This window comes from Haloarchaeobius lipolyticus (genome assembly GCF_051208015.1).
In the GTDB taxonomy this organism is placed as follows: Archaea; Halobacteriota; Halobacteria; order Halobacteriales; family Natrialbaceae; genus Haloarchaeobius.
Genome location: NZ_JBPKGF010000004.1, coordinates 102,513 through 118,299, shown reverse-complemented (window position 1 = coordinate 118,299; position 15,787 = coordinate 102,513). Strand labels below are relative to the sequence as shown.

Sequence of the window (15,787 nt, the reverse complement as noted above, 5' to 3'; positions counted from 1 at the left end):
GTGGAGACGCTCCGCCTGGTGGAACCGTTCTCACGGTTCAGCACAGTTCCCTCGACGGGGCGACGGGGTCGAGCCGGCCGTCGGCCACCAGCGATTCGAACCTGCGCGCTCGCGAACCCAGAGCGTCTCGGACGTCCGCATAGGACTCTCCCGGCCGAGCGAGTGCGCCGACGAGCTGGCTCTCGCCGTGGTCGATTCGTCCGGTCGGAACGAGGTCGACGCCGTCCAGTTCGAACAGTGGTGCGAATCCCACGTCGTCGCCGCGAGTGACCACCTCCTCGATGCGGGAGACGCGGCGACACGCTCCCCTCCCGGTCTCGATGGCGCGGCAGGTGACGACGAGGTCCGTCACCCCGAACGACGAGGCGGGGACGCCCAGGTCTGCGACGACTCGCTCTCGCACGTCCTCGCCGCCGTCACCGTGGATGGTTCCGAGTACAGCACTGCCGCTTGCACCGACGCGCATCGCCTCGTAGAGGACGCGGGCCTCCTCGCCACGGACCTCGCCGACGACGAGTGCCCCTTCGCCGAGCCGGAGTGCGGTCCGGAGCGCGTCCGCCGGCGTGACGCTCGGGCCGTCGCCCGCCGACGTCAGCAGCGACTGGACGTCTCTCCCGCCTGACTGGAGCGCCGCGACCGGGAGCTCCGGCGTGTCCTCGATGACGACGGTCCTGGTCTGGTTCGGGAGTTCCCAGAGGAGTGCCCCGAGTGTCGTCGTCTTGCCCGCTCCCCTGGTTCCGGCGACGAGGATGGCCGCAGCTCGCTCGACCGCGAGTGAGAGTAATGCTGCCGCCCGGGGCGTGAGCGTCCCGCAGTCGACGAGCCGGGGGAGTGTCCAGGCGTCGGCACCGTTCCGACGGAAGGCGAAGCCGTATCCGTCGCTGACCGGTTCGGTCACTCCCGCGACGCGAATCCGGTCCCCGGCGACCGTCGCCGTCGCGTCGAGGGTGGGGCTCGCCCGCGAGAACGCCCGCCCGCTCTCGCGACGGAAGCGAGATGCGAGCGCCGCCGCCCCGTCCGCAGTCAGCCTGACGTTGGTCGGCATCGTCTCGCCGTCGGCGGTCGCACGAAGCGGCGTCTCCGAGACGGGCGCGGACGCGAAGACGTCCGAGACAGCCGGGTCGGCGAACAGGTCGGTCAGCACGCCGTAGCCGGTGGTGTGCTTGCGGAGGACAGCCGTGAGCGTCTCCACGGGACTCTCTTCGCCCGCGACCGCCCGGACAGCGCGGCCGGGAGCACGCTGGCCACCGTCGATGCGGCCGGCAGCGAGCCGTGCGTACGCCGCCTCGAGCGTCGACAGCGCATCGTCGTCGAGCCGAGCCTCGACGGGTTCGAGGTGGTACCAGCGCGCCCCGGCCGCATCGGCGTACTCCCGAGCGGTGGCTCCGGTCTCGAGCTCACGCGTGGCGAGCAACGTCGCCCCGTCGGGGAGTCTGACCGCAACACGGGCCCGGGACAAGGTCGGGCCGACGAACGGGCGAAGGCCGTCATCGTACCCGGCCGCCCGCTCGGCGAGCAGTGCGAGACCGGTCTCGGCGACGATATCGCCGACCGGTGGCGCACGCGCCGACGCGTCGGCTGCCGCGCGGAGCGGGTCGGACCGGGCTCTGTCGGCGAGTGACGTGTCGTGCAGGCGTACCGCCTCGGCGAAACGGCCGGCGGCGACGAGCAGTGCCGCGTCGTCGTCTTCGTAGGCGCGTTCGAGCCCGCTGCCGCGGACGACGACACGCTCGACGTCTCGTGCTTCGAGCGCTTCGACGACGGTCGCACGGCAGGCCGGGCGTGTCGAGAGGTCACCGCCGTCGCACCCGGTCGCATCGACGAGCAAGCAGTCGCCCTCGAACGTCGGGACGCACCGGCAGTCCGGTTCCTCGGCCGGGCCGAGTAGTGAGTGGAGCATACCGGCCGTGGCCGCGTGTTCGGATTTAAACTCGGACCCGCCGGGTGCGATTCTCCCGTGACCGGCGGGTCCGAACTTCCGCCGCCCGCTGGACGTGAACCCCGTTCCGTTCGAGTGTCAGGACGAGCCGAACCGGGCCGTCCCCGGCGACGACCAGTGGCTCACCGCCAGGCGTGTCGACGGGCGTCGAGAGCCGGAGATACGCCGTCCGACGACCAGCGAGGCGGTAGGAGACCAGTCCAGGGTCCGTGGACCCAGGAGTTCCGCCGATCACGACCCAGCTCACCTCGGCGGTGGTCCACGACCGGGGAGGCAGCCGAACCGTGGCGATGCGTCTGGCACCCGGCCCCGGCGTCGCCTCCTCGGTGGCGACGAGGTCGGCCGCGGCCCTGTCGAGGGCCACTACTTGCACCTCGACGGCGCGTTCGCTCTGCGTCTCGCGGGCAGTCTCCAGCGCCGGCTGGCTGGCGGCGAGCAGCGCCGCGGCAAGGACGACGGCGAGGAGCACCCGGAGGCTCACAGAACCTCGCGGAGACGGGCGACGAGGCCAGGTCGTTCCCTGTCGTCGTCGGGGGCCGGTGCGCGATGGGGTGGCGGAGACGGCGTGGGCCACTCCAGTTCAGGATTCGAGCGTGTGGGACGTCCGGGGACGCGGTCGGCGACACCGGCACCGGACGTATCGTCGACTCCGATGCCGAGGGAATCGTCGACTCCGACGCCGAGGGAATCGTCGACTCCGACGCCGAGGGAATCGTCGACCTCGGCGGTCTCGCGGACCGTCGATGATAGTGTGTGCACGTCTCGGGCCTCGAGCGAGTCAACCCGGTCGGTTAGCGAGTCGACCGCTGCGAGCGCGGCGTCTGCCCGTCGTTCGACTCGCTCGTTGACGCTCCTGACGGAGCCACCGTAGCCCCGGAGCGCCTGTACGGCCCCCTCCAGCTCGGCCAGCGACGTCTCTACGGTCTCGATTCGGGCGGCGAGTTCGGGACGCCCCGTCGGCTCGGCTCGCTGGACATCGCACCCTGACGGCTGGTCGGCGGCAGCGAACTCGTCGCCGATCGCACGCTCGACCGCACGGAGCCGGTCGTTCAGTTCGTCGGACATGTCGACGGTTGCCGCGTTCCCGTATATAAACTCCGCGTCGCAACGTTTTACCCACCCGTCCGCGGACTCGCAGGTATGAAAGTCGTCCTGATTGGTGTCGGGCAGGCCGGTGGGAAGATAACCCAGCGCCTGGCCGAGTTCGACCACGACATGGGCTTCGACGCGGTACAGGGTGCACTCGCTGTCAACACCGCGAGAGCGGACCTCCAGAACCTGGACATCGACACGCAACTCATCGGACAGGACCGGGTCAAAGGTCACGGCGTCGGCGGTGACAACGAGCTCGGGGCCGAGGTGATGCAGTCCGACTCGACCGAGGTGATGGACAGCCTCGACGGCAAGATTACCGCACGCGCCGAGGCGGTGTTCGTCGTCGCCGGCCTGGGCGGCGGCACTGGGTCGGGCGGCGCACCCGCGCTCGTCCACGAACTCCAGCGGGTCTACGACGTGCCCATCTACGCGCTCGGCGTTCTCCCCGGGCGCGGCGAGGGGACGATGTACCAGGCGAACGCGGGTCGGTCGCTCAAGACCCTCGTGCGGGAAGCCGACTCGACCATCCTCGTCGACAACGACGCCTGGCACGACGCCGGCGAATCGATGGAGGGCGCGTTCGACGCCATCAACCAGAACATCGCCCAGCGGATCGGTCTCCTCTTCGCCTCCGGCGAGTCCGTCGAGGGCGTGGCCGAGAGCGTCGTCGACTCCTCGGAGATAATCAACACGCTCCGCGAGGGCGGCGTCGCCTGCATGGGCTACGCCAGCGCGGTCGCGGGCGAGACCGCCGAGGACAACATCAACGCCGTCACGAGCGTCACCCGCTCGGCACTGTTCACGGGGACGAGCCTCCCCGACGCGGTCACCGCCGACGCGGCACTGCTCGTCGTCGCCGGCCGGCCCGACGCCATCCCGCGGAAGGGCGTCGAACGGGCGCGGCGCTGGGTCGAAGACCAGACCGGCAGCCTTCAGGTCCGCGGCGGCGACTTCCCGCTCCAGTCGGACCGCATCGCAGCGCTGGTCCTCCTGGGGGGTGCGGAGCGGTCGCCCCGCATCGAGGAGTTCATGCAGCGCGCGCGAGAGGCGCAGGAGCAACAGGAGAAGACGCCACAGGACCACGCGGCCAACTTCGCGAACGACGAACTCGACGACCTGTTCTGAGGCGGCGGCGACGAGACGCCGTCCCGTGTCGGGGGATGGGACGTCTTCGGCGCACCGTTCTGGAGCACGACGCCGGTCAGTTCCGTCTCGCCCGCTTCCGTTCTTCCACGAGGACGAACACGAGCGGGACGACGACGACGTACCCGACGACGAGTGCGAGCCACCAGTACTCGATTCCCAACAAGAATGCAGTGAGTCCAGCGGCGAGCACGAGCAGGTGCGCGATGACGTGGGCGGTGTCCGCTCGCTGAAGTCGGCGGTCCATGTAGAACAGAGGTGACGACGGGAAAAACTGGTTCCGGCCGCCGTCAGTGCGGTGGCCGTCTCAGACCAGACTGCCGCCGTCGAACTCGGTGCGCTGGTAGTCGAGTTCGAGCAGGTCGAGGATGGTCGGTGCGATGTCGAACAGGTCGGCGTCGGAGATCTTCGCCTCGGGGTCGTCGATGAACAGCGACGCGTTGTCGAAGCTGTGCATCCCGTTACGCGGTCCCTTGCCGAAGACGTTCTCGTGGCCCTTGAAGCCGGCCTTCAGGTCGAAGCCGTGGTTCGGAATGACGACGAGGTCGGGGGCGATCTCGTCGTGGTCGCCACGGAAGGCCTCCTCCTTCTCGACGACGCGGGCGGCGACCTTCTCGCCGTTCGGCCCTTCCATCGCTTCGAGTTCGGCCTTCAGCTCGTCGCGGACCTCGTCGTAGTCCTCCTGCGGGACGGAACCGCGCGGTTCGCGGCCCTCGAGGTTGAGGTAGACGCGGCCGGGGATGAACGAGTACGCGCGCGTGTCGTCGGAGATGTCGCCGAGCTCCTGCGGGTCGTCGGTGCCGAAGTCGAGCCAGCCCTGCTCACGGAGCCACTGGTTGAGGTGAACCTCGTAGTCGAGAGTGGTGAAGCCGTGGTCGCTGGCGACGACCATCGTCACGTCGTCGGCGAGCGCCTCGCGCAGCTTGCCGAGGTAGTCGTCGACCTTCTTGTAGTACTCGAGGAACTCCTCCTTGTACTCGCCGTCGCGCTCGTAGTCCTCAAACAGGAAGTGATTGATGCGGTCGGTCGTCATGAAGACGCCGAAGAACAGGTCCCAGTCGTCCTCTTCGACGTAGTGTTTGAACGCCTCGAACCGCTTGTCGGTCGTTTCGTGTGCGTTCTCGATGAACGCGGACTTGTCCTCCTCGTGGCCGAGCTTCGCGTTGACGTCGAGCGTGTAGTCGATGGAGGAGAGGTAGTCGGAGAGCTCGGACGGGTAGGCGGCCTTCTGGAGGTCGCTCACGGAGAGGAACCCGGAGACCATGCGCTGTACGTTGCGCTGTGGCGGGAACGTCACCGGGACGTTGAGGACGGTCGCGTCGCGGCCATCCTCCTGGACGCGGTCCCAGATGCGTTTCGCCTGGACGTCGTCGCCCATCGGGACGTAGGCGTCGTACGTGCCGACTTCTCGGTCCTGGAAGCCGTAGACGCCGGTTTCGCCCGGATTTACCCCTGTCGTCAGGGACGGCCAGCAGGCGCTCGATTCCGGCGGGACGATACTGTCGATCGGCCCGGCGCTCCCCTCGGCGGCGAGCTTCGTGAGGTTCGGAAACACCTCCTCGTTGTCGGCGATGAGGCTGTACGGCACACCGTCGATTCCGAAGAACGCGACTCGTGGTGCGTCGTCGCCACGTAGACGGTCGAAGAGACCCATATCGGCCCCTACTGGGGAGGGATACAAGAAGGTTCTTTTCACAGGCACGCCCGCCGCGTGTCACGAGTCCCGGCAACGTTTGGGCAAATTCCGCTAACGCGAGGGCTTTTCAGGGGGAGAACGCCTCGCTCACGCGACGTCTCGAGACCTCACTCGGTCCGGGCGTCCCGCTCGAAGTTGGTCGGGACGACCGTCAGGTGGTGGAGCCCGACGCCGCCGCGCTGGCCGCCGCCGTCGGCCCGCCGTCGAGTCGAGTCGCCTTCGTCGCGGACGTCGACACGGGTCGTGGGGTGAGCGGAGTTGGTAGCCATGGTCGAGTGAACCTAGGGGAGACGGCCCCAAAAGATTACCCATGCTCATAAATTATCGCGGCGGCGGGCGAGCATAACCGGCGCGAATCCACGTACGTTTTGTGACCGGTCGGCAAACGGGGTGACATGGAGCAGAACGTAGACGAGACCGGCCAGTACGTACGGGTCGGACTCGGGTCGGTCCTGCTGTTCGTCGGAGTCGTCCTCGGAGCCGGGTTCCAGAATCTCACGGTCGGGGCTCTGGCAGGACTCGTCGGTGGTGTACTGTTGCTGACGGGCGTCGTCGGCGTCTGCCCAATTCGGGCAGCTCTCGAAAAGTGAAGAGCTCGTGATCGAACTCTCTGAACCGCGTTACTGGAAGTTCTCTTCGTAGAGGTCCATCGCGTGCTCGATGGCGTCCTTGGCCGCCTGCTTGTCCTCCCAGCCCTGCGTCTCGACTTCCTTGTCGGCCTCGAGGTTCTTGTAGGTCTTGAAGAACTCGTCTATCTCGTCGAGGCGCTGCTGCGGGATGTCGTCGAGGTCCTGAATGTGGTCGAAGCGCGGGTCCTCGGTGGGGACGGCGATGACCTTGTCGTCCTGTTCGCCGTCGTCGTCCATCTTCATCAGTGCGACCGGACGGGCCTCGATGACGCAGCCGGGGAACGTCTGGTCTTCGACGAGAACGAGGACGTCGAACGGGTCCTCGTCGTCATAGTAGGACTGCGGGATGAAGCCGTAGTCCGACGGGTAGTGGACGTTGCTGTGAAGGACGCGGTCCAGCACGACGCCGGGGATGTCCTTGTCGTACTCGTACTTGTTGCGCTCGCCTTTGAGACACTCGACGACTGCGTAGATGGTCTCCGGCGGATTCGGACCGGTTTCTAGGTCTTCCCAGAGGTTCGCCATACGTTCTGGGCTCAGCCGTGACGCCGGAAAGTCCTTTCGTATTTACCCTTCCTCGGGAGTTTGTAAGAAGGTTGGTATGTAACTGGCACGATACCACGTGCCAGTAATCGAAAAAAGAGTAGCCCCCGTCGAAAATCGTGACCCCTCAGGGGGTCTAGGAGGTGATGAATCGACCGACTTCCAAGTAAATGCACTAATAGTTGAGAAGTGTTAAATAGGCTGGTGACATTTAGTAAAGTATGTCAGAGGCACAAGCAGTCACAGGCAAAGAGGGCATTGCGCGCGAACTCACCGCGTTCCAGCACAACATCCTCGTCATCCTGGCGAAAGAGCCGATGTATGGGCTCGCTATCAAGCGTGAGCTCGAGGAGTACTACGGCACCGAAGTCAACCACGGACGACTGTACCCGAACCTCGACGAACTCGTCGGACTCGGACTCATCGACAAGAGCGAACTCGACAAGCGGACCAACCAGTACGAACTGACCGACGACGGCTACGACGCCGTCATGGACCAGGTCCAGTGGACGCTCTCGAAGATCGGCACCGACGAGAAGCGCGCGGACGAGGTTCGCGCACTCCTCGAGTAAGCCGGGAACCGGCCGCACAGACTACAAATCGGGCACACGTTTTTCTGCGGTCTCGAACACCAGCCGTAGCGATTCGTCGACGACGGCTTGTTCCTCCTCTGACGGCCACGCGTTACGTGGATAGTACCAGTTCTTGAACTCACGGAGCTCGGCCGCCGTCGCCGTGTCCATCGGCCGAGCGTAGTGGTTCCCCATGAAGTCCGCGAGCTTCTCGGCGTTGCCGGCGTGGACCTCACCGTGTACGTCCCGAATCTGTGCGACGAGGTCGCGGTTGTAGTCGTCGACCTCCTGCCACTCGTCGGGCGCACCCGGCCCGGACAGGGAGATTTCGACCGCCCGGTCGGTGTCCTCGATACGGTCGATCTGTACGGTACCGTCTTCGACCCACTCAGATGGATAGAGGACGAGTGTCTCAGACGTGTCGTCCTCGCGTACCCGGGGAGTGAAGTCGTGTTCCCCGACCAGTGCCTCGCGGCGCTCTCGGTAGGCGGCTGCCTCGGACGGGTCGACCGCCTCCCGTGCCAGCCGTGTGAGCCGCTCGGCTTCCTCGACCACGTCGGCCGGGAGTTCGTACTCGGACTCGCTGTCGTCCGCATCGGTCGTCGTCGATTCGCCGGTCTCCATCTCGCCGGTCTCGGTCACGTCGTCTTCAGCGGGCATCGTCCATCGCCTCGTTCGCAAGCTCGTCGGCGCGCTCGTTTATCTCTCGCGGAACGTGTGTGATCGACCAGTTCGGGAACTGTGAGAGCAGCTCCCGGACGGTGACCCGTTTCTCCTGAAGCGTCGGGTTGTTGGTGTTGTACTCGCCGCGAACCTGCTTGACGATGAGTTCGGAGTCGCCGCGGATCTCCAGTTCGTCGAAGCCGTAGTCGCGCGCGACCTCGAGCACCTTGATGAGCGCGTCGTACTCGGCCTGGTTGTTCGTCGCACGCCCGATGAACTCGCTCCCCTCGGTGACGATGCCGTCGCTCGTGACGATGACCCAGCCGATGCCCGCGGGACCGGGGTTTCCGCGCGCGCCGCCGTCGAAGTACAGGTGCGCGCGGCCGCCGCCGTCGCGGAGGATGGCCTCGATGTCGCTCGGGTTCGAGCCCTGGACGACCACCTTCTCGTCGTAGGCGACCGCGCTCGCGCCGCCGCGCTCCGCGCGCCAGCGCTCGTGGTCAGTGTTCCCGGCGGTCACGGATACCCCGGCTGCTTCCAGTTTCTTCCGGGCCTCCTCGACGTCGCACTCGATGACCGGCATTGACCGAACGTCACCGAACCTGCTGTATAACCGTTCTGATTCGGTCTCAGTGTCAAAATTCCTGAATCGACACTGGCTCTCGATTTCGAGAAAGGGGGGTGAATCCTGACCTCGCGGGACCCGTCAGAGTCATACCGAGGGTTTAAGGCCGTCGAGACTACTACTATAAAAATGCGATGACACGGTCCACCCGCCAGCGGGAGCGAGAACTCGAGACCGAGACCTCGGACGAGCAGGAGGGGGTTCGGGAGTGCCCAGAATGTGAGTCCGATAACCTGGTGAAAAGTTCCGACAGGGGCGAACTCGTCTGTGACGACTGCGGGCTGGTCGTCGAGGAGGAGAAGATCGACCCTGGTCCGGAGTGGCGAGCGTTCAACCACCAGGAACGTCAGGAGAAGTCGCGCGTCGGTGCGCCGACGACGCAGACGATGCACGACAAGGGTCTCACGACCACCATCGACTGGAAGGACAAGGACGCCTACGGGCGTTCTATCTCGTCGAAGAAGCGCAGCCAGATGCACCGGCTGCGCAAGTGGCAAGAACGAATCCGGACGAAGGACGCGGGCGAACGCAACCTGCAGTTCGCCCTCAGCGAGATCGACCGGATGGCGTCCGCGCTCGGTGTCCCACGCTCGGTACGTGAGGTCGCCTCGGTCATCTACCGGCGCGCACTCAAGGAGGACCTCATCCGAGGTCGTTCCATCGAGGGCGTCGCTACAAGCGCGCTGTATGCCGCCTGTCGGAAGGAAGGCATCCCGCGCAGTCTCGAAGAGATCTCGGAGGTATCGCGTGTCGAACGAAAGGAGATCGGTCGGACGTACCGCTACATCTCGCAGGAACTCGGTCTGGAGATGAAGCCGGTCGACCCGAAGAAGTACGTCCCACGTTTCTGCTCGGAACTCGAACTCTCGGAGGAGGTCCAGACGAAGGCCAACGAGATCATCGAGACCACGGCAGAGAAAGGACTGCTCTCGGGCAAGTCGCCGACCGGCTACGCCGCAGCAGCCATCTACGCGGCGTCGCTGCTCTGCAACGAGAAGAAGACCCAGCGCGAGGTCGCAGACGTCGCGCAGGTGACCGAGGTCACCATCCGGAACCGCTACCAGGAACAGATCGAAGCGATGGGCATCCACAGCTAGAGTCGCTTCTTTCCACGTTTTTCACCCGCTGAGCGGCGGCGCTCGCCCGGCGGAATCGTTAACAGACGCCCGCTCTTCTGTCTGCTAGATGGGTCTCTGCATCGGAACCGCCGACGGCATCTACCTCGCACAGGACGGGTTCGACTCGCTCGAACGGACCCTCGACGCGACCGTCCACCGTGTCCGGCGGTTCGACGACACCCTCTTCGCCGCCGCTTCCGAGGGGCTCTACCGCTCGACGAACGGTACCGAATGGACGCGAATCGGCCGGTTCGAGGGCGAGGTTTGCTCCGTCGTCGTCAGTCCGTCGGGGAACGAGTGGTACGTCGGAACTCGGCCTGCGGCCGTCTACGTCTCGACCGACGAGGGCGAGAGCTGGACCGAAATCGAATCGTTCCAGACGGTACCGGACCGGGACCGGTGGCGCGACCGCGCTCCGGGTGACGACGCCGGCGTTCGAACCATGGCAGTCCACCGAGCGGCTCCAGACCGGCTCATCGTCGGCATCGAACCCGGTGGTGTCTGTATCAGCGTCGACGGTGGATCCACGTGGAGCGAACGAAGCGTCGGCCTACACGACGACGTCCACCACCTGCTCACACTGGGACGGGACGAGTACGTCGCTGCGACCGGAAACGGGCTCTACCGCTCGACCGATTCCGGGCGGACCTGGGTGCGACAGGACACGGACTACCGCGACCACTGGTTCACACACTTCCGGGAGTCCGCCGAGCACGGGTCGACCCTCTACACTGCGGCGACGGGACTCGGTCCCGCCGAAGGAAAGGGAGCGCTGCTGGAGTGGGAGGCCGACGCCGCCGTCCCGCACCGACTCCCCTATCCGGGTGAGAACGACTCGTTCGTGGTCTCGTGGGTGGTGGACGAGGGCCGGCTCTTCGCCGGAACGATGCGCGCGACCGGCGAGGTCGAGCGCGACGAGGGTATCGAACCCACCGCGGAGGGACGCGTGCTCCGCCGAACCCAGACGGGCTGGCTCGAGGTCGGTCGTGTCCCCGCCGCGCCCCGGTCGATGGTCGGACTCTGAAACCCGACGGGCGGGCGGCTGTCGCCTGTTCGCCAGATTGATGCCCGCGCCTCCCGTATCCCGCGTGAATGCGGCTCGACGACTACATCGAGAGCCTGGAGCCCGACGAGGACGCACGGCGTCGGCAGCTCGCGAAGGAGAAGTCGTACGCGGTCACGGACTACCTCGAGGACTTCGAGTCCCAGTTCGAGGAGACCGTCCAGGGCGACTCGCTCTTCGGCGCGACCGCACCCTCCATCTTCGTCGGCCGCACGAACTACCCGCGGGTCTCGACCGGCCTGCTATCGCCCGTCGCGGACGGTGACCCGGAGTCGTTCGTCACCGACGGGAACTGGTACCAGCAGGGTCTCGGTGTCGGCGACGTTGTCCAGCGACGCTCGGGGCTGCTCAACTCGACCCGGCGAGCGAACGTCGACGTCCACGACGTCTGGGACGGCTTCGTCGGCGTCCAGCGCGAGGTCGCCATCGCCAGGGACCCGGTCGACCTCGAGATCGGTCTCGACGGGAAGCCGGAACTCGACCTCGACGTGGACGGTGGTGTCGCCACCCCGCGCGGCCCGCGTGCGAAGGCGACCTCGGTCGACCTCACCGAGAACCCGTACGTCCCGAAGCCGGTGAAGAAGACGCTCGAGGACGACGACTGGCAGGCCCAGGGCGCGATGACCTACCTCTACCGGCGTGGACTCGACGTCTACGACGTGAACCGGGTCCTCTCGGCGGGCGCGCTGGGGCAGGGCGAGAACCGCCGGCTCGTCCCGACGCGCTGGTCCATCACGGCGGTCGACGACACCATCGGGCAGTACCTCCGTGGCCAGATCCGCCACGCGCCGAGCATCGACCAGACGGAGGTGTGGGCGAACGAGTTCATGGGCAACCGCTACTGGGTCGTCATGACACCGGGCAACTGGGAGTTCGAGCTCGTCGAGATGAAGGCACCGGGCAGTATCTGGAACCCAGACCAGACCGGCGAGGTATGGATGGGCAGCGCCTCGGAGGGCTACGAGGGACGGTCCGGTTACGTCGACGAGACGGCGGGCGCGTACTACGCGAGCCGACTCGGCGTGCTCGAGCACCTGGCGGACCGCGGGCGACAGGCGAAGTGTCTCGTCCTCCGCGAGGTCAGCGACGACTACTGGGCGCCCGTCGGCGTCTGGCAGGTCAGAGAGAGCGTCCGGAACGCGTTCGACGGTGACCGCGGCACGGCCGAGACGTTCCACGAGGCGGTCCGAACCGTGACCGACCGCCTCCCGGTCTCGCTCGGTCGGCTGCGCCGGAAGTCGACGATGGTGTCGGGTATCCAGGCTTCCCTGACGGACTTCTGAGCGGCCGAGTCACCGTCCGCCGGAGAACCGGACATTGCTGGTTCCGGTAGGGTCTGTATTTATGACCGAACGTCGCCTGATACTATCTGACATGGCTGTGGCTCCGATGGTGCTATGGTTCGGTGGGCAGACGCCCGCAGTTGCAGGATTCGTCGCGCTCGTCGTCGTCTCGTTCGTTCTCGATTACTACTACCGCACGGGTCGAGCCTGAGCGACCGGAAAGACCGGTCGGCCGCCGGCCGCGCCTAGACGTCCCGGACGTTCGCGAACGCCTGCTGCACGAGGTCGCCGGTATCGTCCACGAGTGACGACCACGCGTCGTCGTCGGGTGCCATCCCGAGCAGGCGCGCGATCTTCATGATGGAGACGTGGTAGACCTGCTGTTCGTCCGGTCCCTCCTCCCAGATGACGACGTTACACGGCATCAGGCCGCCTATCTCGGGTGAGATGTCCATGGCGCGGTCGGCCATCTCCGGGTGGCACGCACCGAGGACGTAGTACGGCTGGTGCTCCGAGCCGGTCTTCTCCCGGATGAGTTCCGAGGGTGAGAACTCGACCGGGACGCCGAAGCCAGCGTCGGCGAAGGACTCGCGAACGTGTTCGATGGCCTCCTCGTGGCTCATCTCCAGTGTCGCACGTTCTCGGCCGATGTCCTCGTCGGACAGTTTACTCGGGTCGATAGTGAGGGTCATCACGTAGAGAATTGTGCGCGTCGCACAAAAGTGTGGCCCTGACTGTGGTTCGACACGCACCCTCAGAACAGCGGGACGGGTAGCCAGCGAAGCCAGCGCACGACCGTCTCCGGCGGGATGAGCGGGTCGTGCAGGACGAGCCAGTCCAGCAGGACCAGCCCCGCGCCGTGAGCGACGATAGAGGGAAGCAGAGAATCGCTCTTGTAGTCGACCGCACCGAACAGCACGTCGGTCGGCCCCGAGAGCAGCATCTCCAGCGGGTGTTTCCCGACGTGGTGGAGCGCGTAGACGACCGGACTGATGAACGCAGCCTTCACGCCGAATCGCTCGCCGACGCCGACACAGAGCAGTCCGCGGTAGTACGTCTCCACCGCGACGACGAGCCAGAACTGCTTGAGTGCGTGGACGGCGAACTCGCTCGGGGCGGCGCTCGTCGGCCACATCGGGTAGAAGTTCCGTATTCCCGGGATGGAGGAGCCGACGATGTAGAACGGGAGGACGAATGCTGCGAGGAGGAGGGTGTTCCGGAGCGCCCTCCTGTCCACCCGGAAGCCGATGTTCTTCCCGTGGGTCCACGCGAGCACGACCGGACCGACGAAGAAGATGAGCGTGTCCGTGACGATGCGCTCGTCGAGTGGGTAGGTGGTAAAGCGCATCCAGAGGATGGACAGAATCGCACCGAGCAGGAGCGACTTCTGCGTCCAGCTGAGGTTCGACGGCCGAACGTCGTCGATCGTCGCCTGGGCGAGGCGCTCACGGAGTCGCGAAAGCGAGTCGCCGACGCTGCGGGCGACCGTCGAGAACACGTCGATTACTCGTCAGCGGTCGCGACCGGGCCGCGCCCGATCTCGTCGCGGACGGCCTCTTCGAACTCCTGGCGCGTCGCGAAGTAGGTGATGTCGATGGACTCGAGTATCTCACCGATGGTGGTCGGGCCCTCGGGCGTCCGGATGGTCGACTCGCCTTCGAGAGCGTCGAGCCGGCTCTTCTGGATGGGCCACGTGAGTCGGGAGGTGACTCGTGCGAGCGGCGCACCCTCGACGGATTCGCCCTCGCCGAGTTCCACGGCAGGTGCTTCTTCCGCTTCCTCGTCGTCAGCCATGTCCTCGGGTTGGCAATCCCCCCGATTCAACCTTTCGCTTCGGTTGGCGTTCGAGAATCCCCCTTGGCACACCACTGGTGCTCGCCTTCGGCCACGGCTTCCGAGTCGAACCCGATTGTCTGACGTACTGTTTTGTGTGATGAACGGGAATGAGTTGTCATGACTAGCCTCGCGGACGTGTACGAGGACAACGTGGGGGAGGTCGAGGACCTCCGCCGGTTCTACCTCGGCGTCGGCCTCTTCGTCGCCGGCGCGCTGTTGACGGTGCTCGGTATCCTCGTGGGCGCGACGGAGGTGCTCGGCGCGGTCGGCGTCGGTATCTACGGCTCCCGCGAGATCGCCGGCGTGATGGGAGGACTGGGCATCCCGGCCGTCCTCGTCGGCGTCTTCACGGTCCTGCCGGCGAGCCGACGCATCCGGGCCGCGGCCGCCATCGGCTCGAGCGTCTGCATCCTCGGCGTCGCGCTGTTCAGCCGGGTCTACCCGGGCGAGTGGGTCGGTTCGGCGACCGCGAACGTCGGCCTGACGCTCCTGGTCTCCGGGGTCTACTTCCTCGGGGTGTTCACCGCCATCGGCTGTCTGTTCAGCGCAGTCGTCACGTTCAAGACCCGAAACGACCCCGGCGGCACCATCACCATGCAGGTCACTCGCGAGGGCGAGACCCGGTTCGTGGAAGTGCCAGAGGAGAAGGTGGAAGAGGTCACCAGCGGTGAGGGAAGCGTCGCCGACGCAGCCCGGTACGGTGGCGTCGGGCTGTTCGGCGCCCAGCCGGACGGTAACGTCGAGACCCAGACCAACCGACCCGGCCGGCGGCGCAGCCCCAACCCGACCAGCACGCAGGAGACGAACCGGACACCCACGCACCCTGCCGTGAAGTCCCGCACCGCGAGCGACGGCGGCGCGACGACGAACGACATCCGGTCTCCCCTCGACCAGTTCGACGAGGGCGCGGAGGTCCTCCGGTCGGAACCGGAGCCCGAACCGGAACCGAAGAACCTCGCGGACCGCTACTGCGGCAACTGCGCCCACTTCGACTACGTCCGGACCAACCGCGGGATGCAGCCCTACTGCCGCAAGCACGACGAGACCATGTCGGACATGGAGGCCTGTTCGGCGTGGGAGCCGAACAACTGAGCCGTCTCGGCGTTCACTCGGTCAACGAACGTTCTCGAGCGTCCTCACCATCCGCTCCCAGTGACTACCCTTCCAGAAGTGCTGGCCGCACTCTGTACACACGCTGACCTGTCTCTGGTCGTCCGCGTCGTCAGGGACGTACTCGGGGACCGGCGCGTCCGCGGGAACTGGCTCGAGCCGACCGTTGCACCGACCGCAGAAGACCGGGTCGTCGGTCGGGACGAGCGAGACGCCCGCCGCCGCGAGCTCGCGGAGCTGGGGCTCGGTCCCACGGGTCGTCAGGAGGATCGCACGGTCGGCACGGTTCGTCAGGTGGACGTCACGGCTGACGAGCGTCCGGTCCTCCTCGCGGGCGATGGCGAGCAGCCGGTCGTCGTCCTCGACGTCCCGGTCCAGGGCGTAGACGGTGTCGTGGCCACAGAGCCGCAGGTAGGTGGCGAGACTTCCGAGCATCACGTCGAGGAGGAATCTCGTCACGGTCCGTCTCCGG

General features: G+C 66.4%; 20 protein-coding genes. 7 read left to right on the top strand and 13 right to left on the bottom strand.

Annotated features, from left to right (window positions below):
* Positions 1-37: 37 nt before the first annotated feature.
* Genes ACSC1Y_RS12915 through ACSC1Y_RS12905 form a run of 3 tightly spaced genes read right to left on the bottom strand, consistent with a single transcriptional unit; the run spans position 38 to position 3,004 of the window.
* Entirely contained in the window at positions 38-1,900 is a 1,863-nt protein-coding gene (locus ACSC1Y_RS12915) for an ATPase, T2SS/T4P/T4SS family (protein ID WP_435335298.1), read from the bottom strand.
* A gap of 25 nt (positions 1,901-1,925) precedes the next feature.
* The gene (locus ACSC1Y_RS12910) at positions 1,926-2,420 is read right to left on the bottom strand and encodes a DUF7311 family protein (RefSeq protein WP_435335297.1); all 495 of its coding nucleotides are present in this window, start codon (positions 2,418-2,420) and stop codon (positions 1,926-1,928) included.
* On the bottom strand, positions 2,417-3,004 hold the full coding sequence (locus tag ACSC1Y_RS12905) for a DUF7310 family coiled-coil domain-containing protein (protein ID WP_435335296.1): 588 nt from the start codon (positions 3,002-3,004) through the stop codon (positions 2,417-2,419). The genes ACSC1Y_RS12910 and ACSC1Y_RS12905 overlap by 4 nt, the downstream gene beginning before the upstream one ends.
* A gap of 75 nt (positions 3,005-3,079) precedes the next feature.
* Here ACSC1Y_RS12905 and ACSC1Y_RS12900 point away from each other — a divergent pair, with 75 nt between their 5' ends.
* Positions 3,080-4,159: a tubulin/FtsZ family protein gene (locus ACSC1Y_RS12900; protein ID WP_435335295.1), complete on the top strand. Its 1,080-nt coding sequence runs from the start codon at positions 3,080-3,082 to the stop codon at positions 4,157-4,159.
* Positions 4,160-4,235: 76 nt separating this feature from the next.
* On the opposite strand, the gene ACSC1Y_RS12895 is transcribed toward ACSC1Y_RS12900, so the two are convergent.
* The 3 genes from ACSC1Y_RS12895 to ACSC1Y_RS12885 all read right to left on the bottom strand — a co-directional run bounded on the left by ACSC1Y_RS12895 (position 4,236) and on the right by ACSC1Y_RS12885 (position 6,142).
* Positions 4,236-4,424, bottom strand: coding sequence for a hypothetical protein (locus tag ACSC1Y_RS12895; RefSeq protein ID WP_435335294.1), 189 nt, complete (start codon positions 4,422-4,424; stop codon positions 4,236-4,238).
* 60 nt (positions 4,425-4,484) lie between these two features.
* Positions 4,485-5,831, bottom strand: coding sequence for an alkaline phosphatase family protein (locus tag ACSC1Y_RS12890; RefSeq protein WP_435335293.1), 1,347 nt, complete (start codon positions 5,829-5,831; stop codon positions 4,485-4,487).
* A gap of 149 nt (positions 5,832-5,980) precedes the next feature.
* Positions 5,981-6,142: a hypothetical protein gene (locus ACSC1Y_RS12885; protein ID WP_435335291.1), complete on the bottom strand. Its 162-nt coding sequence runs from the start codon at positions 6,140-6,142 to the stop codon at positions 5,981-5,983.
* Positions 6,143-6,268: 126 nt separating this feature from the next.
* On the opposite strand from ACSC1Y_RS12885, the gene ACSC1Y_RS12880 reads away from it, so the two are divergent.
* Positions 6,269-6,463 (top strand): YgaP family membrane protein, encoded by a 195-nt coding sequence (locus ACSC1Y_RS12880; protein WP_435335290.1) that lies wholly within the window; start codon positions 6,269-6,271, stop codon positions 6,461-6,463.
* A gap of 30 nt (positions 6,464-6,493) precedes the next feature.
* On the opposite strand, the gene ACSC1Y_RS12875 is transcribed toward ACSC1Y_RS12880, so the two are convergent.
* Positions 6,494-7,027, bottom strand: a complete 534-nt coding sequence (locus ACSC1Y_RS12875; protein ID WP_435335289.1) for an inorganic diphosphatase — start codon at positions 7,025-7,027, stop codon at positions 6,494-6,496.
* Positions 7,028-7,266: 239 nt separating this feature from the next.
* Between ACSC1Y_RS12875 and ACSC1Y_RS12870 the strand changes: the two genes are divergently transcribed.
* On the top strand, positions 7,267-7,617 hold the full coding sequence (locus ACSC1Y_RS12870; RefSeq protein WP_435335288.1) for a PadR family transcriptional regulator: 351 nt from the start codon (positions 7,267-7,269) through the stop codon (positions 7,615-7,617).
* 21 nt (positions 7,618-7,638) lie between these two features.
* Here the strand turns inward: ACSC1Y_RS12870 and ACSC1Y_RS12865 are convergent, their stop codons facing one another.
* Entirely contained in the window at positions 7,639-8,241 is a 603-nt protein-coding gene (locus tag ACSC1Y_RS12865) for a DUF7108 domain-containing protein (RefSeq protein WP_435335785.1), read from the bottom strand.
* Positions 8,242-8,266: 25 nt separating this feature from the next.
* Positions 8,267-8,863 carry a ribonuclease HI gene (gene rnhA, locus ACSC1Y_RS12860; RefSeq protein ID WP_435335287.1) on the bottom strand — a complete coding sequence of 199 codons (597 nt, stop codon included), beginning with the start codon at positions 8,861-8,863 and terminating at the stop codon, positions 8,267-8,269.
* Between the two features lie 176 nt (positions 8,864-9,039).
* On the opposite strand from rnhA, the gene ACSC1Y_RS12855 reads away from it, so the two are divergent.
* From ACSC1Y_RS12855 to nreA, 3 genes are all read left to right on the top strand, one after another.
* On the top strand, positions 9,040-10,002 hold the full coding sequence (locus tag ACSC1Y_RS12855; protein WP_435335286.1) for a transcription initiation factor IIB: 963 nt from the start codon (positions 9,040-9,042) through the stop codon (positions 10,000-10,002).
* Between the two features lie 88 nt (positions 10,003-10,090).
* Positions 10,091-11,047, top strand: coding sequence for a WD40/YVTN/BNR-like repeat-containing protein (locus ACSC1Y_RS12850; RefSeq protein WP_435335285.1), 957 nt, complete (start codon positions 10,091-10,093; stop codon positions 11,045-11,047).
* Between the two features lie 68 nt (positions 11,048-11,115).
* A complete protein-coding gene (gene nreA, locus ACSC1Y_RS12845; RefSeq protein ID WP_435335284.1) occupies positions 11,116-12,369 on the top strand; it encodes a DNA repair protein NreA in 1,254 nt (417 codons plus the stop codon).
* Between the two features lie 245 nt (positions 12,370-12,614).
* Here the strand turns inward: nreA and ACSC1Y_RS12840 are convergent, their stop codons facing one another.
* The 3 genes from ACSC1Y_RS12840 to ACSC1Y_RS12830 all read right to left on the bottom strand — a co-directional run bounded on the left by ACSC1Y_RS12840 (position 12,615) and on the right by ACSC1Y_RS12830 (position 14,163).
* Complete coding sequence (locus ACSC1Y_RS12840; RefSeq protein WP_435335283.1) at positions 12,615-13,061, bottom strand: DUF302 domain-containing protein; 447 nt, start codon at positions 13,059-13,061, stop codon at positions 12,615-12,617.
* Between the two features lie 62 nt (positions 13,062-13,123).
* Complete coding sequence (locus tag ACSC1Y_RS12835) at positions 13,124-13,717, bottom strand: CPBP family glutamic-type intramembrane protease (RefSeq protein WP_435335784.1); 594 nt, start codon at positions 13,715-13,717, stop codon at positions 13,124-13,126.
* 155 nt (positions 13,718-13,872) lie between these two features.
* Positions 13,873-14,163: a DUF5789 family protein gene (locus tag ACSC1Y_RS12830; RefSeq protein ID WP_435335282.1), complete on the bottom strand. Its 291-nt coding sequence runs from the start codon at positions 14,161-14,163 to the stop codon at positions 13,873-13,875.
* Between the two features lie 159 nt (positions 14,164-14,322).
* Here ACSC1Y_RS12830 and ACSC1Y_RS12825 point away from each other — a divergent pair, with 159 nt between their 5' ends.
* Positions 14,323-15,297 carry a cell division protein CdpA domain-containing protein gene (locus tag ACSC1Y_RS12825; RefSeq protein ID WP_435335281.1) on the top strand — a complete coding sequence of 325 codons (975 nt, stop codon included), beginning with the start codon at positions 14,323-14,325 and terminating at the stop codon, positions 15,295-15,297.
* A 21-nt stretch (positions 15,298-15,318) separates the two neighbouring features.
* Here ACSC1Y_RS12825 and ACSC1Y_RS12820 read toward each other — a convergent pair whose 3' ends face one another.
* The gene (locus tag ACSC1Y_RS12820) at positions 15,319-15,774 is read right to left on the bottom strand and encodes a Mut7-C RNAse domain-containing protein (protein ID WP_435335280.1); all 456 of its coding nucleotides are present in this window, start codon (positions 15,772-15,774) and stop codon (positions 15,319-15,321) included.
* Between the last annotated feature and the right edge of the window lie 13 nt (positions 15,775-15,787).